A 22,453-nucleotide genomic window follows, 5' to 3' on the forward strand; every position below is an offset into this window, starting at 1 on the left:
GATATTATGCAATACTATATATTATATGGCATAATTGGCAATTTTCATTGATATTAATGCTTAGAATTTGGTAATATTTCATATATGCAAAATTACAGGGTTATTAATTATCAAATAATAATACAAATAATAATACACATTTAAAATAAATTATAAATAAAATAATGTTTCGTGCATTAAAGCATATGCAATAAATCTCAATCTCGTACAAAACTATTAAAATGGGTATAATAAAGTATGATTGTTATAATTTAACATCACGATTAATAATTATAAATTTTAAAGACGTTTCTAATATTATATAGTAATAATACTTGTAATATTGATACTATTTATAATTAGGACTATCGTACAAACTTTAAATTTAATATTGTATAATATTATTTCTCAATGTTATTAATAATCGAATTTTTACACGTTGAAAGTTCAAATAATAACAAATTATATATAGTTAGTGTAGGGGATATACTAAATATTCTTAAAGGAGGTTATGCTGTGATTGCTATAGATACCATTAAGGAAATAAAGCATACAGAAAATGAAGCTGTAAATGCTATAAATGAAGCTAACAAAAAAGCTGAAGAGATAAAATCACAAGCTATCATTGATGGTAAGAAAATTATCTCAGAAGTTGAAGCAGAAGCTGACCAATCTGTATTAGAAATGGTTGCTAAAGCTGAAGCTAAGGCTAAAGAAGAAGCTGACTGTATAGTTGCTAACGAAAATAAGAAAATTGCAGAAATTTCATCACTTGCTAAAGTGAAAATCTTATCAATTAGATTAGAAGATGTAATGCAATTTGAATAAATAATCAGTTAATAAATATGTTGTATAATTTATTGTAACAATTGATTAAATTGATTACGTAAGATATTATGAATTATCATAATTTCATAGTATATTATGATGTATTATACTGTGTTATATTGTATTATAAGATATATTTCATAATTGTAATTATCTTAGTTATTAAATTGTTATACTAATATTATCTATTATAATTAATTATATGTACAATATTAATTGTAAAATGCGTATAATGTAATTGTAATAAGTAATTACCAATAAAAATTATCTATTATTCAATTAAAAGGTGGTTTTATTGAGACCCGCAAGAATGAGCAAAATTAGGGCTGTCATCTTGGATGAGAAAGTGGATGCTGTTATTAGACAACTCCATAAAAGCGGGCTCGTGGAGCTTTACGATTTAACTACCAGATTAGAAGATGTTGAATGGAAAACAATTGTTAAATCATCATCATCTGCAGAATACGGTAGAAATGTGGCTTCACTTATGATAAAAGTGAATAAAACACTTGATTTGTTTTCAAACGTTGCAGACAAAGAAAAAGTGACATTAGGAACAATGTTAAATCCTGTGTTGCCTACAAAGAAAAACATAACCTTTGATTCCGCAGAGGAAGCATTAAATTATGTTGAAAATATTGTAAATAACGTTGAAAGTGAAGTATCAGAACCCGCAGCCAAGTTATCAGAACTTGAAAGCAAAGAAACCGCACTTGAAAATTTAAAAGAAAATGTTAGTTATTTAACCGACTTTGATTATGATATCAAAGACCTCGGAACAGGTGCATACACCACTATAACTGCAGGTATTTTAGATAAAGCGATATTTAGCGAATTCGAAGCAGACTTGACCCAGTTAACGGAAGGATACATATCCATTGCTACTGGCAAGACTTTTATTGACGAAGACGGCAAAACTGAGAAATTACCTGTTGTAATCGCTATGTTAAAAGATTATGCAGAATCTGCAGGCGCCGAACTCAGAAAACACGGTTTTGAAAGATTTGATATTAATGCAGAAGGTACACCTTCAGATGTATTAAGTAATGCAGTTAACGAATTAAACATCGTTAAAGGCGAAATCAAGTCAACTGTTGACAAATTAAAAGCATTAGGTAAAAAATGGAACGATGAATTACTCGTTACATATGAAATATTAGAAAATGAAAAAGATAGGGCTGAATCTTACTCAGCAATGGGTATGACTGAAAGAACCTATTTAATCGAAGCTTGGGCTCCAAAATCTGACGTAAACAAAGCTAAGGAAATTATCGAAAGTTCTTCCGAAGGCTATGCTGTAGTTGAGATTGACGAACCTGATGTGGACGAATCAGAAATCCCTGTTAAATTAAACAACTCAAAATTCTTTAAACCATTTGAGATGTTAACAGAAATGTATTCAATGCCTAAATACAATGAAATTGACCCAACAGTATTGTTATTACCTACATTCATATTGTTCTATGGTATAATGTTAACAGATGCTTTCTACGGTGTATTACTCACCATAGCAGGTTTGATATTACAATATAGAATCGGTAAAGTAAGTGAGGGTGCTTATAACTTAGGTTATATCTTAAAATTGTCTGGTATTGTTACAATAGTGGCAGGTATATTAACTGGAAGCTATTTGGGTGATTTTGCATACCAATTCTTAGGATTTGATATATTCCAAACAGCTCTTGCATTGGTTAACCCATTAGGTGCAAGCGTTTACATTAGCGAAGCAAGTCCATTATTCGAATTCTTTGGCGTTTCAATCAACAATGGTCCTATAGCTATTTTGTTATTCTCAATCATATTGGGTATAGCTCATTTGTTCATAGGTATGTTCCTTGGATTCAAAGATACACTTAAAAACGTTGGTTTCCTTGACGCATTCTTAAACCAAGGTATGTGGATGTTATTAATCATTGCAATTATAATTACATCACTTACAGGTAATGGAATGGTTACAGTAGGCGTTTTAGTGCCAGTTATGTTATTAAGTATGTTCAAAGGATTTAAAAACGGCGGAGTACTCGATGCAATGTTAGGTGCTTTAGATATTACCGGTTTCTTAGGTAACGTATTGTCTTACGCAAGGCTTTTGGCTTTATGTTTATCAACCGGTGGTTTAGCAATGGCTGTAAACATTATGGCAGGTTTACTCGACCAATCAGTACCTGTAGTAGGTGTTTTATTGGCTGTAATCATGCTTATCGGTGGACACGCATTTAACTTCTCAATGAATGGTTTAGGTTCATTCATCCACTCATTAAGGCTTCATTATGTGGAATTCTTTGGTCAATTCTACGAAGGCGGTGGAAAGAAATTTAATCCATTTAAAGCTAAAAAAGAGTACACTGAATAATTAATTAAAATCAATATATTATATCATAATTATATCATAATTAAAATGATTAATTGCTGATTAATTAATTAATTAATTAAAATCAATGTATTAAATTAAATATAATCATATATTCAAAATAATCAAAAAAAATTGATAATCAATCGATAATCATTACATCCGTAAAAAATTGAGGTGTTTATGATGGTATTTGAAAATCCATTATTACTCGGAGCTATAGGTGCTGGTTTAGCAGTAGGTATTGCAGGTTTAGGTTCAGGTATCGGTGCAGGTATCACCGGTGCGAGCGGTGCAGGCGTTTTAGCAGAAGATCCAAAACAATTCAGTAAAGTTATCGTATTCCAAGCTTTGCCACAGACCCAAGGTCTTTATGGTTTCTTAGTTGCGATTTTAATCTTATTCGTTTTCAAAACAGCTCCTGAATGGGCAATGTTAGCAGCAGGTGCGAGCGTTGGTTTAGCTGGTTTATCCGCTATCGGTCAGGGTATTGCAGCAGCAGCTGGTTTAGGTGCAGTTTCAGAAGATGCAAGTATTTTCGGTAGAGCTATGGTTTTCTCCGTACTTCCGGAAACACAGGCTATCTACGGTTTATTAGTATCAATCCTCTTATTAGTTCAGGTATTCACTGGACCAGGTGCTGAAACAATTGCAGCAGTAGGTGCTGGTTTAGGTGTTGGTTTCGCTGGTCTTTCAGGTATTGGTCAGGGTATTACCGCAGCTGGTGCAATCGGTGCAACCGCAAGAGATACATCAGTTATGGGTAGAGGTTTAGTTTTAGCTGTTATGTCAGAGACATTCGCTATCTTCGGTTTATTAATCGCTATCTTAATTATGCTCGGTATTATGTTCTAAGCATTTTAAGAAGTAATTAGTACGAACAAACAATAAACACGAATCTAACTAAATTTATGTTATAAAATTTTAAATAAATTTAGATTACAAGATTAACATCACTAAATTAACTAACTGTAAATCAATACTTAATTTCGAAAAAAAGCTCAAATACAATCAAATAACTCAATAAATCGATGATAAAATAGAAAATAAGATAATATTTTTTATCTTTTTATTTTAAATTTGATGAGTTATACTAAACATTGTAATTTGGAGAAACGAAATTAAAATTAGGAAATATCCCAATTTATCTTACAAATAATTATTAAAGGTGTAAATATGGGAGCGGAAAAGATAACTTCCAAAATTAAAGAAGATGCAAAAATAAAAGCTGATTCAATAGTAGCTGAAGCACAAGCAAACTATGATGCAACAATTGCAGAAGCTAAAGAAGAAGCTGAAAAAAGAAAGCAAGCTATTCTTAGAAAAGGGGAAAAAGAATCAGAAATGGCTGAAAACAGAATTTTAGCTGATGCAAGATTGTCCTCAAAAAAGAAATTGCTTGAAGAAAGAGAAAATACAATTCAAATGACCATCGAAAAATTAGAGGAAGATTTAATGAAATTACCTCAAAAAGATGAATATAAAGACATCTTAACAAGTATGGTAATTAAAGGCGTTCTCTCAATCGGTGGCGGCGAATTAGTAATTGAAATGAATAAAAATGACTTCGAATTAATCGGCGATGAAACCTTATGGAAACTCGAGAAAGAAGTCGAAGAAAAATTAAATATTGTGACAGTCTTGAAAAAAGGCGAACCAATAGACATAATCGGTGGATGTATTGTTAAATCAGCAGATGGTACAAAAGTATCCGATAACAGTCTCGAATCAACATTTAACAGAAATATCGACAGTGTAAGAGCAAAAATAGCAGATTTATTATTCTAATTTGTTCGTATAGCACTGTAAGATTATAAAACTAAGATAAAAAGGTGCAGGTGGTTTAAATGAATGATGCAGTATCATTAATTGAAAACTTTATGAATTCACCTGATGTCTTTATCACAATGTTGGTTCTTGGCTTTATTATTGTCTTCATGGTTATAATTATCTATTTAATTAGATATCTTTCAGAAACTGCACCATACGCTTACGTTAACGCAAGAGTTAGAAGTATGGAAGCCAGATTACTCGATGAAAATAAATTAAACGAGTTAATCGAATCAGCAGGAACAACTGAATTAATCAACCAATTAGAAGATAGTGATTACGGACCTTACTTATTAGATGCATTAGGTAATGAAAACGACCCAACATTTGCTGAAAAGGCGTTAGACACACATTTAGCTCATTTATACGAAGCTCTCGCACACATGTCACCAGAAGGTGCAAGAAAAATATTGAGATTATTCGAAATGAAGTTTGATGTTAAGAACATTAAAACATTATTAAGGGCTAAATTTGTAGGCTTAGATGCTGAACAAACATACGCATTATTAGTACCTCTCGGAAGTTTAAAAGATAAATTAAGAGAGTTATGTGAAACAAAATCCGTAGAAGAACTTGCAAGTAGCTTAGAAGGTTATGAATTTTCAAAATTACTTTCAGATGGATTAACAGATTACGAACAAACCAAAAGATTAACCACAATGGAATTGGCTTTGGACAAATTCATTCTTGAAAATCTTTGGAAGAACGTATCAATCAACGGAACTGAAAAAGATTTATTCAAGGAATATGTTGGTACATTACTCGACGTAGAAAACTTGAAAGTTATCTTAAAAGGTAAAGCTGATAATTTATCCTCAGAAATAGTTTTAAAATACGTTACTGAAACAGGTTATGAGCTTGCTCCATGGAAATTAAAGGAACTCGCAGAAGCTGACTCAATCGACGGTGTAATTAGTGGTTTAGATAGTACTAAATACGCGCCATTGTTAACACACGCTCTCGAAGAATACCAAAAAACCAACTCAATCTACGAATTTGAAAAAGTATTTGACGATTACGTAGTTTCAACCGGTAAAAAGCTATCTCTTAGACAGCCATTTGGTGTAGGGCCAATTATTGGATTAATCACTTCAAAAGAAGCTGAAATAAGAAAATTAAAAATTATTATTAAAGGAAAAATTGAAGGATTATCCGCTACAGACATCAGAAAATTAATGGCTTAATTATCGTGCAATAACGCATTAAAAGGCAATTAATGAGTGAGTGATATAATGAAAATAGGTGTAGTTGGAGACTCCGACATGATTACTGGGTTCAGACTTGCAGGTCTTACAGAAGTGTTTGAAGCTTCAAACGCTGACGAAGCACTCGAAGCAATTACTAAACTCGAAGAAAACAACGAAATAGGGTTAATCATTACAACTGAAAGGATTGGTGAATCCATCAGAGATTCATTATCAAGAATGAAAAAGACAATCGTTGAAGTTCCTGATAAAAAAGGTCCAATTGTAAGAGAAAACGACCCTGTTAAAGTATTAGTTAGAAATGCAGTTGGTGTAGAGCTTAAATAATGATTAAATTGATTTAAGTCATTCTTTAAGTCATTCAATCGTATTTTAATTAAAAATGCAACTTAATAATACTGATAATAATTAATATCGATATATATAATATTGATAAAATATTAATAGACTATTAAAAATAGTAAATTAAATTTATTGCAGTAATGATGTATATTATTAAAAATATGGATTTATTGTATTTTATTTAATATAATAATTAATATTAATGGAACATTATTAAAAAAATAAATAATAAATGCTCTTTCGATGGAATTAGACAACTATTCCATTCATTTGAGGTGAAAAAATGGTCGTCGGTAAAATTATTAAAATCGCCGGTCCTGTTGTTGTTGCTGAAGGTATGAAAGGCTCACAAATGTACGAAGTTGTTAAAGTAGGTAACGAAGGATTAACTGGGGAAATTATTCAGTTGAATGAAAATGAAGCCATTATCCAGGTTTACGAAGAAACAGCTGGTATGCAACCTGGAGAACCTGTGGAAGGAACAGGCGCTCCGCTTTCAGTTGAATTAGGTCCTGGTATGTTAAAAGCAATGTACGATGGTATTCAAAGACCATTAAACGCAATTGAAGATGCAACAGACTCAATCTATATTCCAAGAGGGGTAAACGTACCTTCTTTATCAAGAACTGCAAAATGGAGCTTTAAACCAACTGCAAAAGTTGGCGACAAAGTTTTAGGTGGAGACATCATCGGTACAGTTGAGGAAACAGCTTCAATCGTCCACAAAATTATGGTGCCAGTTAACATTAACGGTACAATCAAAGAAATCAAAGAAGGCGAATTTACCGTTGAAGAAACCGTAGCAGTTGTAGAAACAGCAAACGGTGATAAAGACGTTATTATGATGCAAAAATGGCCTGTAAGACAACCAAGACCAAACAAAGAAAAATTACCTCCGGTAATTCCTTTAATCACTGGTCAAAGGGTAGAAGACACATTCTTTGGTTTAGCAAAAGGTGGTGCTTCAGCTATCCCTGGTCCATTCGGTAGTGGTAAAACAGTTACACAGCACCAGTTGGCTAAATGGTCAGACGTGGATATTGTGGTTTACATCGGTTGCGGTGAAAGGGGTAATGAGATGACTGAGGTTATCGAAGAGTTCCCACACTTAGACGATTTAAAAACAGGAAACAAATTGATGGACAGAACCGTATTAATTGCGAACACATCAAATATGCCGGTAGCTGCAAGGGAAGCTTCAGTTTACACAGGTATCACAATTGCAGAGTACTTCAGAGATATGGGTTTCGGTGTATTATTAACAGCTGACTCAACATCAAGATGGGCAGAAGCAATGAGAGAGATTTCTGGTAGATTAGAAGAAATGCCTGGGGAAGAAGGTTATCCAGCATACTTATCATCAAAATTAGCACAGTTCTACGAGAGAGCTGGTAGAGTTGACTGTTTAGGTAGCGACGACAGAAAAGGATTCGTTTGTATCGTTGGTGCAGTTAGCCCTCCTGGTGGTGACTTCTCAGAGCCAGTTACTTCAAACACATTGAGAATTGTTAAGGTATTCTGGGCTTTAGATGCTAACTTAGCAAGAAGAAGACACTTCCCTGCTATCAACTGGTTAACAAGTTATTCCTTGTATGTTGACGATATCGCAGGATGGTGGAAAGAAAACACCGGTGCTGACTGGAGAGCATTAAGAGACGAAGCAATGAACTTACTCCAAAAAGAAGCAGAATTGCAAGAAATCGTTCAATTAGTTGGTCCAGACGCATTACCTGAAAGAGAAAGAGTTATCTTAGAAATTGCAAGAATGTTAAGAGAAGACTTCTTACAACAAGATGCTTTCCACGAAATCGACAGCTACTGTTCACCTGCAAAACAGTACAATATGTTGAAAGTTATTATGACCTACTACAACAAAGCTCTTGAAGTAGTTGCAAAAGGTGCAAACCCAGCAGATATTTCAAATGTTTCAGTTAAAGGGGACATTGCAAGAATGAAATATGTTGAAGAACAGGAATTCATAAACACAAAAGCTCCAGAAATGATTTCAAAAATGGATGCTGAATTGAACAAATTAATTTAACTTAAATGTAATAATTTAAGTTAATTTCTTGATAAATTTGATAAATTTGATAATTTATTGGATTAATGTATATCCATTATTTAATTCTAATATGCGGAATATATTAAATTAAAAATACAAAATAACAAACAAAATAACCTATTTAAATTAAGGAGGGTTATTATGGATGCAATGCAAAAAACCATAGAGTATACTTCAGTTTCAAGAATTGCTGGTCCTTTGATGGTTATTAAAGGAATTGAAGGTGTTTCCTACAAGGAAATCGTAGACATCACAACACCAAGCGGCGAAAAGAGAACTGGGGAAGTTTTAGAAGCTAACGAAGAAGTAGCAGTTGTTCAGGTATTCGAAGGTACAACAGCTTTAAACACCAGTGAAACAAAAGTTAGATTCACAGGAGAAACAGCTAAATTAGGTGTTTCAAATGATATGTTAGGTAGAGTTTTTGATGGTGCAGGTAAGCCAATCGATAAAGGTCCTGAAATTATTTCAGAAGAAAAAATCGATATTAACGGTTCACCTTTAAACCCTGTATCAAGAGCTTCACCAAACGCTTTTGTTCAAACAGGTATCTCAACAATCGACGGTACTAACACATTGGTTAGAGGTCAAAAAATCCCTATCTTCTCAGGTTCAGGTTTACCTCACAACATGTTAGCTGCTCAGATTGCAAGACAAGCTAAAGTAAGAGGAGAAGGAGAACAGTTCGCGGTTGTATTCGCAGCAATGGGTATTACAAGCGAAGAATCAAACTACTTCATCGAAGAATTTAGAAAAACAGGAGCTTTAGAGAAAGCAGTTGTTTTCATTAACTTGGCTGATGACCCAGCTATTGAAAGAATCATTACACCAAGAATTGCTTTAACAACAGCTGAATACTTAGCTTATGAAAAAGGAATGCACGTTTTAGTTATCTTAACAGACTTAACAAACTACTGTGAAGCTTTAAGAGAAATTGCAGCAGCAAGAAACGAGGTTCCTGGTAGAAGAGGTTATCCAGGGTACATGTACACTGACTTAGCTTCATTATACGAAAGAGCTGGTAGAGTTAAAGGTAAACAAGGAACAGTTACTCAGATACCTATCTTAACAATGCCTCACGACGATATTACACACCCAATTCCAGACTTAACCGGTTATATTACCGAAGGTCAGATTGTGTTGTCAAGAGAATTGAATATGAAAGGTGTTTATCCACCAGTAGACGTTTTACCTTCATTATCCAGATTAATGGGTAATGGTATTGGTGAAGGAAAAACAAGAGAAGACCACTCAAAAGTTATTAACCAAGCTTACGCTGCTTACGCAGAAGGTAGAGGTTTAAGAGACTTAGTAGCTGTTGTAGGGGAAGAAGCACTTACAGACAGAGACAGAGCATACTTAAAATTCGCTCAAGCTTTCGAAGACAGAATTGTAACACAAGGCATTGACGAAGACAGAAATATCGAGGAAACACTCGACTATGTTTGGGATATCTTAGCAATCTTACCTATGGAAGAGCTTAAGAGAATTTCAGAAGATTTAATCGAAAAATACCACCCAAATTTCAGAAAATAATTAATTAATGAATATTTAGCAAATATTTAGTGATTAATTAAGTGATTATTCACTAATTAATCAATTAACTAATTATTTGTTAATTTAATTTTCATTAACCTAATTATTATCAAATTTTAATCGGGGGATAATATGGCACAAGTTAACCCTACAAGGATGGAATTACTAAAGTTGAAAACAAAAATCAAATTAGCCGAAAAAGGGCACAAACTCTTGAAACAAAAAAGAGACGCTCTTATGATGGAATTTTTTGATATTTTGAATCAAGCTTCTGGAATAAGGGAAAAGGTAAACGATGCACTTGCTAAAGCTTACAAAGATTTAATAATAGCTCAAGCTATTATGGGTACTTTGTCAGTTAAGGAAGCTTCATTTGCTGCTAAAAATGAGAATATCGAACTTGACGTGGATATGAGAAACGTTATGGGTATTTCAGTACCTGCTTTCGAAATAAACAATGTTAAAAGAGATATATCAACAAGAGGGTACAGCCCTTACAGCACATCATCAAAATTAGATGAAGCAGCAAGCAACTTCGAAGAAGCTGTTCAACTTATTGCAGAACTTGCAGAAATCGAGACATCAATTAAGATGTTGGCACAAGAAATTATTACAACCAAAAGAAGAGTTAACGCTCTCGAATACGTTGTAATTCCAAGAATGGATGAAACCAAGAAGTACATTTCAATGAGATTAGATGAAATGGAAAGAGAAAACTTCTTCCGTTTGAAATTAATTAAAGCAAGAATTGACGCAAGAGAAGCATAATAATATTTAATATGTTAATACTTTAATATGTTATTAATTTATTAATTTATTAATCTATTATATTATTATTCTTTAGTTAATTTTTATTACTTGAAACTTCAAGTAGTGAGCATATATTAACTATAATAATTATAATTATATATAAGACATATTAACCTACTAAAATATGTCCTTTAAATGTATACGAATAAATAATAACTATAAAATACCTACAAGAATACCTATATTTATATAAAAAAATTTTTGATATATACGCTCTAATTACTTAAATTACATACTTATTCAAATATTTTTTAATAAAATAGTATGGTGTTTAAATAAATTAATACGTATTTATATTCAATCCTACCAGTACGTATTCCTACCTTTTTATTTTTCCATTTCTATTTTATTAATTTTATTAAATTATTAGATTTATTTTAAATTATTATATTTTCTTTGATTTCATAATAATAGCTATTTTATTAACATAACATTTAATAAAGCATTTATCTTAAATTATATCAAAAACTATAAAATGTTTAACTATTATATAATTGAATATCGCATATGATAACACAACAGAATTATAAAATTATAAAATTATAAAATTATAATAATGTACTATTAATTAAATTTATAATTAAACTAAGGTGGATTACAATGTTTAGAATAATAGGTAAAATAAAGAAGATTGAAGGCGAATTAAGCGACAAAAATATTAAAGATGCAAATCTACACTTCGAACTTACAGGTAATAAAGTATTACTTCTCGCAGATGAAGACATAACTGTTAAAAAAGGAGATATTAAGGAAATAAAAGTTGAAAAAATAGCTTTAGAACCAAGGTCTGTAATTGTAAAATCTGCTTACAAGCTTAACAAGTATGGTAGTGTAATTTCAGTTGGTGAGGAAATTCCTGTACCTTTTGAATCACAAAGAGACATCGACAGAGTAATCTTTTTAGCTACAATAGATGGAGAAATCAAAAAAGGCGATTTAGTCGGTGGTTTAGTACTTTTAAAAGCAGAACAAGAATAAATTAATCTAATTAATTATTTAAATAAAATAGCATATAAACTCTTTTAATTTTTAAATTACCATTTATCATTTATCATTTATCAATTTATTGAAAATAAAGATTAGTGTCAGCTCGCCCATCTTTCATCATGAATTGTTAAGTTAATCAGAAGATAAAAATTCATCATTCACTAATAAATCAATATATTATGCCATAGGGTCTATTTTTACATTATTTTCAAATAAAACAATAAAATAGTTATTATATTTTTACAATAAAAAGTTTGGTGTCAGTAGGATCAAAATCATCATGAAATCAGAAGCTACTCCGTTCATCATCCACCAATACAATTAGTTATTAATTATAACTATATAAAACTTTCTAAAATATTCTAAAACTTTCTAATTTATAATACTTGAATATTAATGTAAAATTTAATCATTTTTATTTTTTCTATTTTTTTGAATTTCATATATCCTTTTTACGTCTTCAACAGTGTTAATATCGTCGATATTTTTATCGTATCGTATATTAATCACACGTGGAAATCGTAAAGCATAGCCAATTTCATATTTTTCTGAAGCTTGTATTTCTTCATAAGATACTTCAAATACGATTTTAGGTTCAACGATTACCTCATCGCCCAAATCAGCTTCTTTAATCTCGTTTATTTTTTTAGTAAGTTCTTCCAAGTTTTCCTCAGTTAATCCACTACCAACATGACCGATTACATATAGATTATTATCTTCAGATTCCCCATTACCTCGAACTGCAATCTCATAAGAACCATACCAATCTTTACGTTTGCCCATACCAAATTTAGCACGAGTAATTACGACGTCTAAGTTATCAAGGGTCGGTTTAAACTTATACATAGTTTTTACCCGACTACCTGCAGTATATGTAGCATCTTGGTTTTTAATCATTACGCCTTCATGACCGATACTTAAACACCAATCGAAGAATTTTTGTGCTTTTTTTACGTCATTTGTAATTAATTTAGTCGATAAATTTATAACGTCATTAATGGGGGATACAATAATTTCCCCATTTTCATCAATATTAAAATTATTTTCTATATTTAACATACTCTCAAGTTTTTGACGGCGAACTTGCAATGAATCACTGATACTTTCCCCATCTTTATAAATAACGTCAAATAAAAACACTCTAAGTTTTATTTCTGAAGTCATCTTTTCAATATCATATTTACGTCTAAATCTCCTAAGAATATCTTGGAAAGGTCGAGGTTTCCCGTTTTCGTCTATTGCAACACATTCGCCCTCAACAATAAACTGATTACAGTCAATTTTTTTAACTTCTTCAACAATTTCAGGAATAGAATTTGTAATGTCTTCGAGTCTCCTACTATATATCTTAACGTTATCTCCGTTTTTATGGATTTGAACTCTCGCACCATCGTATTTGGTTTCAAATTGGGGGATACCCATTTCGATAATTGCATCGCTAATTGATGGCGTTAACTGAGCTAACATCGGTTTTATCGGTCTAAATAGTTTAAGGTGCAATTCGCTATCTTTTTTAAAGTTTTCATAGTAATTTCCATCATAAGAGAGTAATCTTTCCCCTATTTTGCCTATATCATTACTAACTGCGTAAGTTTTCTCTAATTCGGGTTTTGGTATTCCAAAATAAATGGAAAAAGCACCAAGTATTGTAGAAATATTCATACCTATCCGCATATCTTCCAAAATAAGTCTTGCAAGATATCGAGTTTCAAGTGCATTCGCAGATATTAATAAATTGGAGATTGTTCTAATCTTTTTTTTCTGAGAACTCGTACCTTCGATTGAGGATAATTTTTTAAGAGATGAATATACTTCTTTAATGGTTAATTTAGTTTGAAACAAAGTAATTTGTTTAACTTCTGATTTTAAAAGTTCTACAGATTGTCCCAAATCTCCAGTTTCTTTAACTTTGGCGTAAATATCTTTTTCAGAAATTCCAACAGATTTAAACGCTTCAACCAATAGATTATACCCTATACCAAGCTCTTTATTTTCATATTCTGCGAATACTCTACCTATTGATATTTTGCACAAAATATTAAGTATTTCTGCAGGATTATCAACGTTTTTAGACTTTTCTAAATTTTTCTTTTCAGAATCAAGTTTTTTAATTAATTCAACAAAGTAATCCGTTTTTTCCAATCGCTTTGTGGTTTTTTCTATTTTTTCTATAATTTCACAGTAATCTTTAAATAACAATATATCACCAAAACATCACTAAAATTAATTTAAAATGTTTTTAAATAAAAATAAAAGATAATCTTCTATTAAAATAGTATGTGTAATTTTAAATTTAAACATATGCTTTAATCATTAATAAAAAATAAAATAAGAAATTAAACTTAAAATTAAAAATTAAATAAAAAGTTAAAAAGTTAAAAAGATAAAAAGATAAAAATATAAAAAGATAAAAAAATTAAAATTAATGAATTAATATGTATTTTAGTTGTAATCTTCAGTTGAAGAATTATTTAATAAAAATGCTAAATCACTGATGTTATGTTCGCCATAGGATAATTGTTCTTCAACTTTTTGAAATTTTTGAAATTTCATATAGTCCATTTTATCAGAAAGGTTTGATTTGTTAAATACTGAAGTTTCTATAACGTAATTGCCAGTGTATACAATACTTGAGTTTAATTTTACACCTAATCCTAAGGTGGTCCAATCGATAGCAAACAAGTCATTTTCTTGCTCTTTGGTTTTATTTAAATATACTGCATAATCATCAGTATTTTTAAATACCATTTGCATATAGTTGTATTTTTCATTACTGTCAAGAATTATTAACTTTTCTTTTGAATAAACTATAATATCGCCGTTCATTAAATCATAATCTGGGTATTCAAAGTCAGGTTTTCCAAAGTGGCGTGAATTGAGGAATATATATCCATCTTCCACAGATACGTCATCGCCTGCAAATAAATATCCGATAAACCATAATGGCGTTTTAATTGCAATTTCTGTTTTATTTTCTATATTGCTTGAATTTTCACTATTATTTATATTATCCATACGGGTATCAGTATCTTCAATCGTAGAGTTATCTAAATTTATGTAAACTGAATCTATAAAGAATAACATACTCGGAGGTATTGATACGTTCATACTACCATTTATAAAGTCTGTAGCCACTTCTTTATCCACATATGCAAATTCTGGGTAAGGACTGTTTTCTACAATTGTTTTAGTAGTTTTTTCCACCCCGAAAAACGCTCCAGACAAATATCCAATGGTGGCTATACACAATATTAAAATAATAAGTACAATACCTAATTTTAACAGTATTTTTGATGCAAATTTCAAAATTCCACCTATTTTTTAATATTTTGGTTATTAATATTCATTAAATTACAATATTAACAAAGAAATTTGTATTTAATTATTGAATATGACAATTAAATGTATGTATTTAATTATAATGATTAAATATTATATAATATTATTCTTTAACCGCTAAAGATTAAACAACAAACTATAAAATGATAATCACATAATAGATATTAAACTATATTTAACAATAATTTAAAACATAATATAATGCAATACAAAATAATATACAATACAAAATATATACAAATCAAAATAATATATAAATTTTCTGTTTGGTGGCAATATGGAGTTTAACGCAGAAGAAATGGTTTTAAGTGCATTAGAAAGCCATATTATGAGTTATTTAAAAGAAAATAATGAATTAATAAATAAAATAGTCGAAAAGCAATTAAATGATTATATGGAATCATATATTTTAGAAAATCACGAAAAGATAGACGAATTAATCCAAAAATCTTTAAATTCTAATTTAGAAAATTATTTGACGCATTACATATCTAAAGAGGACAACCCTCAAGATTTAATTGTAAATTCATTCAAAGAAGGTATTAATTCCCATTTTAAAGACAATTGCGTGGAAATAAGTTCTTGCTATCACGATGCAATCTATAATTATTTTGCAGATAACAACAGCTTGTTAATAAATACCATCCAAAATTCTGTTAAAAATTCTTTTGATGAATACTTATTAAGTCATGAGACCGAAATTTTAAATTTAACCTCAAAAAATGCAAAAAATACGCCAACTATAACAAATTTAAAAAGTTCAAGCAAATACTCTAACAATGACAAAGAGGAAACTGTAGAAACTGTAGAAGTTGCTGATGTCGAAGATTTAAACCCTAAATCAAAAATAACAAATTCAGTAAATTCGAAAAGTTCGGATACTCAAATATCTGGAAAAACTCTAAGAGCAACCGAATTGAAATATGTTGTAAAACCAGAGCTTAATTTAGAAAATTTAGACAGTATGAAAGCTAATTCTATGAATTACATAAGGGCAGAAGATATTCCAAAAAATGGAGAGTTTAGATGTATTGTATCGGATGAAAGAACTAATGACGTCGAAAAAGAGCAAGTTTCATCATTTGAACAATTGAAAAAAATTGAACAAACTAAAAATGACGAAGAAGCAGAAAAAATAAAGAGAATAGATGAAAAATTAGCAATGTTAAGAATGAATAAAAATAATAATAATAATAATAAAAAAAATCATAATAATAATAATAATAATAATAATAATAAGGATAATACTAAGAATATTAATAATGGCAATAATAACAAAGGAAATTCAAATGTAAAAGGATTGGATAAATTAAGTAAAATAGATGAAAATTTAGACAAATTTAGCCAGGATATTAATAAAATAAATGAATTATATAATCGAGATACTGTAAAAGAAGATAAAAGTGAATTTAAATCAGATTCAAACGTAAATGGATTAATTAAAAATCACGTAGCAGAAATGAACGAAATAGAGCATTTGAGTATTGAAACTGAAAAAAACAGCGAAAGAAACCCTAAAGAAATATATAATGATTTAAAAATGTCTTTAAAATCTTCAATGGGTAGTAAATATACTAACTTAGACGGTAGTTTGAAAGATATTAATGAAGAAGAAAAAGAGAAAGATAAAGAAAAAGCAATGATTAAAGTAAATTCAAAAGGTCATATAAACTATAAATCGCCTTGGGATTAATTTGTACGTATTAATAAAAAAAAATAAAAATTAAAGTAATAAAAATTAAAAAATAATATCGAATTATTATTTTACAACATATTTTATTTTGTAATTTTTCATTCTAACGGTTATGTATGAAAATAAAGCTACAACTACTAAAAAGCCGTAGTTAACCCCTATTTCAGTCATTGATAATAAAATTGCACCATAAATGCAATACAATTTTAAATCTAAATTTTCGTATATTTTTTTAGAGACTAACCCAAATATGAATGCTAAAAATCCACTACCCATAAGCCCAAAATCTAAATAAAATGGTGCAAACATCGTAGTTGTTATATTATGTTTATATCCGTAGATTAATTCTGAAATAATACGTTCTCCATTTGGTATAAATGTTGTACTACCCATTAACATATGCGGATAGTGAATTACTTTATCAAAAGACATTATATCAAAATATGCCCTATAAGATAGCATTTCTATGAAATTTAAACTCCAATTTTGTCCAGACGTGCTTATAATAAGTTTTGACATTACCCCTAAGAATAAGAGCAATATAAACGCCCAAAAGGCCAATTTTGGGAAGCTAATTTTTGAAGTCCTATTTTTCCAGATTAAATATGATACAACAACCGTTAAAACGCCTGCTTTGTATCCAAGCCCTATATTTAGTACTAAAGCTATTAAAAACGCCCAAAATCCACTTAAAGCAAAATAGGATAATGTACCGTAGGATAATAAACGTAATGGTTCATTTGCAATTCCCATTCTTGTAGTGTAGTCTAAAATAGGGATTGTACCATACTTTAGAACAATTATTATGAACGAAATAATCCCAAATAAGCCAGTATAGTACCCTATTTTGTCAATATTTCGTTTACTTTTATATTCTTCATTGTTTTTTTCCTTGTTTTTTCCTTTAGTTATTTTAGATATTACATACTGATTGTTGCAAGCATCACTGTATTTTCTATAATATCCAAAAAATGCCTCTAAAAGTCCAAATCCAAGTATGATAAACAATATAGATGCCCCAAGACCTAAAAATGCGTAAATACCGTTTCCAGCAATTAAAATACCAATAAATGCACTAATTAAAGTTAAAGGTTTTTTAAAATCTTTTAAATTGTATAATATATTGTTTTTCAATGAATTAGTTGATTCCATATACTTAGTTATTTTATTTACCCCTTTTGCGTTATCTATTTTATTTTTGTTAGAATTTTCATTGAATTCAATTTTTAAGAAATATGGTATTCCAAACATTAAAATGTTGAAAAACATTACAATAATTGAATAATAAACAGTTGATTCAAATTTATGATAGTACGGTAATGCTAAAACTAAGAGTGTCAAATGACCTAAAAGCACTAAAGAAAGTGGATTCTCTACTTTTTTTAAATTTTCCACTATTTCGTGTATATCTAAAATTTTTATATTCATATTATCACGTTTTGAGTTAAAATTCTCGTTTTATGTTTCTTGTGTAAATTTTATATTAATAAATGTTTTATTTTTTAGATTGTCAATTTTAAGTTTATATATAAAATAATATATTATATTTATTGTAATGATATGATATAAATTACCTACTTTATTTAATTTGTTAAATTATTAAATGTTGCAGGTAATATATTATAATACGATATAGCTTATATTTTGGTGAATTATGGAAAAAACAAAAGATACAAAAAATAGAAAAGAATCAAAAAAAATAGAAAAGATTGAAAAGATTGAAAAGATTGATAAAAGTTTTATTTTTAAGGATGACCTTGAAGATAAGGAATACAAAAACTGCAAGGATGCAGAATTAAAAAAACAAATGGGTGTCGTATATCCAACAGGCTTTAAAGCAAATGGTTTTAAGGAAGGAAAATACGGGGTAGCAATTATATACTCTGAAAATCCTAATACTATATGCTCAGGGGTTTTTACATCTAATAAAGTTTATGCACACCCTGTAAAGTACTGTAAAGACTTGATTTTAAACAGTGCTGATAAAAAGTTTAACGCAGTCGTCATTAACAGCGGTAATGCAAACTGTTTTACAAAAGACGGTATGCAGGATAATAATGAAATGGTAAAGACCACATCTAAGCTATTAAACATATCTGAAAATCGAATTTTAAGTGCTTCTACTGGTGTCATTGGACGAAAAATGCCAATGGGTATTATAAATGACAGAGTAAAGAGTGCATATAATAATCTAAGAATCGAAAATAATAATGAAAACGCTTCTAAGGCAATTATGACAACAGACGCATACAATAAAAGTGTTTGCGTTAAAATAACAGTAAATGATAACGTTGTTAAGATAGGTGGTATTGCAAAGGGTGCAGGTATGATAGCCCCAAATATGCAAAAACCTAAGAATTTATTGCACGCTACAATGTTATCTATTATTACAACAGACCTTGAAATACCGGCTAATGAGATAGAGGACTGCTTATATAGTGCTACAGAAAAAAGTTTTAATAATACTGTAGTCGATGGGGATACAAGTACTAACGATACTTTGTTTTTAATGGCAAACGGTGAAAGTGGTGTAAAATATGAGGATTGCAAAGAACTTTTTGATAGTGCTTTATCATTAGTATGCCAAGAATTAGCAAAAATGATGGCCAGAGATGGCGAAGGTGCGGGTAAATTAGTGGAAGTACTTGTAAAAGGTGCAAAAACCCAAGAAGATGCTAAAAAAGCATCTATGGCGGTTGTAAGGTCATTGTTGGTTAAAACTGCAGTATTTGGTAATGACCCTAATTGGGGTAGAATCGTAGCCGCAGTAGGATACAGCGGTGCAGAAATGGATATGAACATTTTTGACTTATCGATAAGCAATTTTAATGAATCTACTTACCTTGTGAAAGATGGGGTACAAATAGCAGATGATGGTACTCCCGAATTGAAAAAAGCAGAACAATTAATCCAAAAAGAAAAAATAAAATTCATAATAGATTTAAAACTTGGAGATTTTGAAAATACTTCATTCGGTTGTGATTTAGGCTATGAATATGTAAGAATTAATGCTGAATATACTACATAATTTATTTTATTAATTTTTTATTATTTTTTAATTATTTTTTAATCACTTTAATTTTTAATCACTTTAATTTTTAATCACTTTAATTTTTAATCATCTTTTAATCATTTTTCAATTTATTTTTACATTTAGTTTTATTTTTTGTCACATATATTATTTAAATTATAAAAAATATAAATTATCTTGTATACGAGATGAGGGGGTCGTATGAAAAAAGTTTCAGAGCATGATTCTATAAACGAAATGTATCAAAAATTGACTGACGACAAAATGTCCAACGTTTTTGACCGTGAAGAACAACAGGAAACTGTTAGATGTGCATTTTGTAGTCAAGGTATGAGTTGCCAACTATGTAGTAATGGACCTTGCCGTATTACGCCAGTGATAGACGGAGTACGAAAAATTGATTCAGGGGCTTGTGGAATAGGTCCTGATGCAATGGCAATGCGGTATATGTTGCTTAGAAATGTAATGGGGACAAGTACATATACATACCACGCAAAAGAAGCATTCAGAACTTTGAAATCTACTGCAGAGGGTAGAACCCCATTTGAAATACAAGATATAACTAAATTAAAGACTTTTGCAAATGCTTGCGGTTTAAAAGTGACATCGGTAAATGAAACAGCCATAAATTTGGCAAAATTCTTGTATGAACAGACTTATACGAGTAAACCGTCAATAATGGTTGAAAGATTTGCACCGAAACCACGTAAAGACCTTTGGAATAAATTAGACTTATTCCCTGCAGGCCCGCAAGAAGAAATGTTAATTTCTACATCAAGCTGTTTAACAAATGTTGACAGCGATTACGTTTCTTTAGCTTTAAAAGCAATGCGTTTAGGGATTTCTTGCATATATGGGGCTCAGATAGGGCTGGAAATGGTACAGGATATACTATATGGCACACCAATGCCTCATAAAGTAGACGTTGATTTGGGAATTGTAGACCCTAACTATATAAATATAGTTGTAAATGGTCACGAGCCTTTTGTTGGTGCAGCACTAATTGATATGGCAAGAAGTTCACAAATACAAGAACGAGCAAGAGCTGAAGGGGCAAAAGGTTTAAGAATTGTGGGTTCTATTGAAACCGGTCAAGAATTGATACAAAGATATGATATGGATGACGTATTTGTTGGTTTAACCGGTAATTGGATTACAATAGAGCCACTTTTAGCAACAAACGCCGTAGATGTTTTTGCAATGGATATGAATTGTAGTCTTCCAAGATTAAATGAATATTCTAAAAAATATAACTCTACATTAGTATCGGTTTCAAAATTAGTTAAATTACCTCACGTAAGTATAAATATGGATTATGAACCGCATAAAGTAGAAAAAATGGCTGAAGACATAATAAATATTGCATTTAAGAATTATAAAATTAGAAAATCAACAAAAAGCTATGTACCTGCTAAAAAAACGGGGGCAATCGTTGGAATATCTACTGAAGCAATATTGCACATATTAGGGGGTAGTTTAGACCCATTATTAAATGCAATAAAAGATGGGGATATTAAAGGGGTTGTAGCTTTGATAAGCTGTACTTCAATCCACGGGCACGGTCATGATATGAATACCGTAGCAATTGCAAAGGAATTGATTAAAAAGGACATATTAATATTAAGTGCAGGTTGTGGAAACGCAGCTTTGCAAGTTGCAGGTTTAACTTCATTAGATGCAATTGATTTGGCAGGTTCTAAACTTGCAGGTGTGTGCAAATTATTAAAAATCCCGCCAGTGCTTAGTTTTGGAACTTGCACCGATACGGGTAGAATTTCTATGGTTGTAAGTGAATTGGCAAACGCATTAAATGTGGATACAAAAGATTTACCAATTGCAGTGAGTGCTCCCGAATATATGGAGCAAAAAGCTACGATTGACGCATTGTTTGCGTTAGGATTTGGTTTATACACCCACGTTTCACCATTACCGCCCGTTACTGGGGGCGATAGTTTAGTTAAATTGCTCACAAATGATTTGGAAAATTTAACGGGTGCTAAATTAAATGTAGATACGGATATGATAAAAGCAGCGGCAAATATTGAATCACATATCCTTAAAAAGAGAAAAAGATTAGGAATTTAAGTAGTAATTATTATACTTATCAATAATTATTAAATAACTACAAACTTAAAAATCAATTTTTTTTAATTTTTTTAATTTAAAAATATTAAATTAACTTTAAATTTAATATTAATCAGTTTAAAATAAAAAGTGAGCATCAGTTATCATGAAAAAAAATCTCATCGCTTGAAAAATCATCAGCTGGGGATAACGTCATCATCTGCTCGATTAAGTATTATTCTATAATTCACTGTTATGATTTATATACCTATCTTTTTAATAAGAATAATACTAAAAATAAAACTAAAAATAAAACTAAAAATAAAACTAAAAATAAAACTAAAAATAAAACTAAAAATAAAACTAAAAATAAAACTAAAAATAAAACTAAAAATAA

Annotated in this window: 16 protein-coding genes; 13 read left to right on the forward strand and 3 right to left on the reverse strand. The window is 30.2% G+C overall.

Annotation, left to right across the window (positions count from 1 at the left end; translation table 11 throughout):
- Nucleotides 1-495: 495 nt before the first annotated feature.
- From J3E06_RS04250 to J3E06_RS04295, 10 genes are all read left to right on the forward strand, one after another.
- Complete coding sequence (locus J3E06_RS04250; RefSeq protein ID WP_013179573.1) at nucleotides 496-807, forward strand: hypothetical protein; 312 nt, start codon at nucleotides 496-498, stop codon at nucleotides 805-807.
- A gap of 295 nt (nucleotides 808-1,102) precedes the next feature.
- The gene (locus tag J3E06_RS04255) at nucleotides 1,103-3,160 is read left to right on the forward strand and encodes a V-type ATP synthase subunit I (protein ID WP_198003551.1); all 2,058 of its coding nucleotides are present in this window, start codon (nucleotides 1,103-1,105) and stop codon (nucleotides 3,158-3,160) included.
- 183 nt (nucleotides 3,161-3,343) lie between these two features.
- On the forward strand, nucleotides 3,344-4,012 hold the full coding sequence (locus tag J3E06_RS04260) for an ATP synthase subunit K (RefSeq protein ID WP_048187028.1): 669 nt from the start codon (nucleotides 3,344-3,346) through the stop codon (nucleotides 4,010-4,012).
- A 321-nt stretch (nucleotides 4,013-4,333) separates the two neighbouring features.
- Nucleotides 4,334-4,945, forward strand: a complete 612-nt coding sequence (locus tag J3E06_RS04265) for a V-type ATP synthase subunit E (RefSeq protein WP_013179576.1) — start codon at nucleotides 4,334-4,336, stop codon at nucleotides 4,943-4,945.
- Nucleotides 4,946-5,004: 59 nt separating this feature from the next.
- A complete protein-coding gene (locus tag J3E06_RS04270) occupies nucleotides 5,005-6,171 on the forward strand; it encodes a V-type ATP synthase subunit C (protein ID WP_013179577.1) in 1,167 nt (388 codons plus the stop codon).
- Between the two features lie 48 nt (nucleotides 6,172-6,219).
- Complete coding sequence (locus tag J3E06_RS04275; protein ID WP_013179578.1) at nucleotides 6,220-6,519, forward strand: V-type ATP synthase subunit F; 300 nt, start codon at nucleotides 6,220-6,222, stop codon at nucleotides 6,517-6,519.
- A gap of 298 nt (nucleotides 6,520-6,817) precedes the next feature.
- Complete coding sequence (locus J3E06_RS04280; protein ID WP_013179579.1) at nucleotides 6,818-8,575, forward strand: ATP synthase subunit A; 1,758 nt, start codon at nucleotides 6,818-6,820, stop codon at nucleotides 8,573-8,575.
- A 162-nt stretch (nucleotides 8,576-8,737) separates the two neighbouring features.
- Entirely contained in the window at nucleotides 8,738-10,132 is a 1,395-nt protein-coding gene (locus tag J3E06_RS04285; protein ID WP_013179580.1) for a V-type ATP synthase subunit B, read from the forward strand.
- A gap of 132 nt (nucleotides 10,133-10,264) precedes the next feature.
- Nucleotides 10,265-10,900 carry a V-type ATP synthase subunit D gene (locus J3E06_RS04290; RefSeq protein WP_013179581.1) on the forward strand — a complete coding sequence of 212 codons (636 nt, stop codon included), beginning with the start codon at nucleotides 10,265-10,267 and terminating at the stop codon, nucleotides 10,898-10,900.
- Nucleotides 10,901-11,542: 642 nt separating this feature from the next.
- Nucleotides 11,543-11,920 (forward strand): DUF22 domain-containing protein, encoded by a 378-nt coding sequence (locus tag J3E06_RS04295; RefSeq protein ID WP_013179582.1) that lies wholly within the window; start codon nucleotides 11,543-11,545, stop codon nucleotides 11,918-11,920.
- 414 nt (nucleotides 11,921-12,334) lie between these two features.
- Here the strand turns inward: J3E06_RS04295 and J3E06_RS04300 are convergent, their stop codons facing one another.
- Together J3E06_RS04300 and J3E06_RS04305 are read right to left on the reverse strand one after the other, a co-directional pair.
- Nucleotides 12,335-14,128 carry an ATP-dependent DNA ligase gene (locus J3E06_RS04300; protein WP_013179583.1) on the reverse strand — a complete coding sequence of 598 codons (1,794 nt, stop codon included), beginning with the start codon at nucleotides 14,126-14,128 and terminating at the stop codon, nucleotides 12,335-12,337.
- 243 nt (nucleotides 14,129-14,371) lie between these two features.
- A complete protein-coding gene (locus tag J3E06_RS04305) occupies nucleotides 14,372-15,235 on the reverse strand; it encodes a hypothetical protein (protein ID WP_013179584.1) in 864 nt (287 codons plus the stop codon).
- 310 nt (nucleotides 15,236-15,545) lie between these two features.
- Between J3E06_RS04305 and J3E06_RS04310 the strand changes: the two genes are divergently transcribed.
- Nucleotides 15,546-16,961 carry a hypothetical protein gene (locus J3E06_RS04310; protein WP_259164253.1) on the forward strand — a complete coding sequence of 472 codons (1,416 nt, stop codon included), beginning with the start codon at nucleotides 15,546-15,548 and terminating at the stop codon, nucleotides 16,959-16,961.
- Between the two features lie 66 nt (nucleotides 16,962-17,027).
- On the opposite strand, the gene J3E06_RS04315 is transcribed toward J3E06_RS04310, so the two are convergent.
- Nucleotides 17,028-18,389: a hypothetical protein gene (locus J3E06_RS04315; protein ID WP_013179586.1), complete on the reverse strand. Its 1,362-nt coding sequence runs from the start codon at nucleotides 18,387-18,389 to the stop codon at nucleotides 17,028-17,030.
- 379 nt (nucleotides 18,390-18,768) lie between these two features.
- On the opposite strand from J3E06_RS04315, the gene argJ reads away from it, so the two are divergent.
- Together argJ and cooS are read left to right on the forward strand one after the other, a co-directional pair.
- On the forward strand, nucleotides 18,769-19,989 hold the full coding sequence (gene argJ, locus J3E06_RS04320) for a bifunctional ornithine acetyltransferase/N-acetylglutamate synthase (RefSeq protein ID WP_157209420.1): 1,221 nt from the start codon (nucleotides 18,769-18,771) through the stop codon (nucleotides 19,987-19,989).
- 204 nt (nucleotides 19,990-20,193) lie between these two features.
- Entirely contained in the window at nucleotides 20,194-22,077 is a 1,884-nt protein-coding gene (gene cooS, locus J3E06_RS04325) for an anaerobic carbon-monoxide dehydrogenase catalytic subunit (RefSeq protein WP_013179588.1), read from the forward strand.
- The last annotated feature ends 376 nt before the right edge of the window (nucleotides 22,078-22,453 follow it).

Source organism: Methanococcus voltae (genome assembly GCF_024807655.1).
Lineage (GTDB): Archaea > AGJL01 > Methanococci > Methanococcales > Methanococcaceae > Methanococcus > Methanococcus voltae_D.

Coding starts and splice junctions, on each gene's coding strand:
- J3E06_RS04290 (WP_013179581.1), top strand. CDS start 10,265: ATGGCACAAGTTAACCCTACAAGGATGGAATTACTAAAGTTGAAAACA.
- argJ (WP_157209420.1), top strand. CDS start 18,769: ATGGGTGTCGTATATCCAACAGGCTTTAAAGCAAATGGTTTTAAGGAA.
- J3E06_RS04270 (WP_013179577.1), top strand. CDS start 5,005: ATGAATGATGCAGTATCATTAATTGAAAACTTTATGAATTCACCTGAT.
- J3E06_RS04285 (WP_013179580.1), top strand. CDS start 8,738: ATGGATGCAATGCAAAAAACCATAGAGTATACTTCAGTTTCAAGAATT.
- cooS (WP_013179588.1), top strand. CDS start 20,194: ATGAAAAAAGTTTCAGAGCATGATTCTATAAACGAAATGTATCAAAAA.
- J3E06_RS04260 (WP_048187028.1), top strand. CDS start 3,344: ATGGTATTTGAAAATCCATTATTACTCGGAGCTATAGGTGCTGGTTTA.
- J3E06_RS04275 (WP_013179578.1), top strand. CDS start 6,220: ATGAAAATAGGTGTAGTTGGAGACTCCGACATGATTACTGGGTTCAGA.
- J3E06_RS04315 (WP_013179586.1), bottom strand. CDS start 18,389: ATGAATATAAAAATTTTAGATATACACGAAATAGTGGAAAATTTAAAA.
- J3E06_RS04280 (WP_013179579.1), top strand. CDS start 6,818: ATGGTCGTCGGTAAAATTATTAAAATCGCCGGTCCTGTTGTTGTTGCT.
- J3E06_RS04295 (WP_013179582.1), top strand. CDS start 11,543: ATGTTTAGAATAATAGGTAAAATAAAGAAGATTGAAGGCGAATTAAGC.
- J3E06_RS04310 (WP_259164253.1), top strand. CDS start 15,546: ATGGAGTTTAACGCAGAAGAAATGGTTTTAAGTGCATTAGAAAGCCAT.
- J3E06_RS04265 (WP_013179576.1), top strand. CDS start 4,334: ATGGGAGCGGAAAAGATAACTTCCAAAATTAAAGAAGATGCAAAAATA.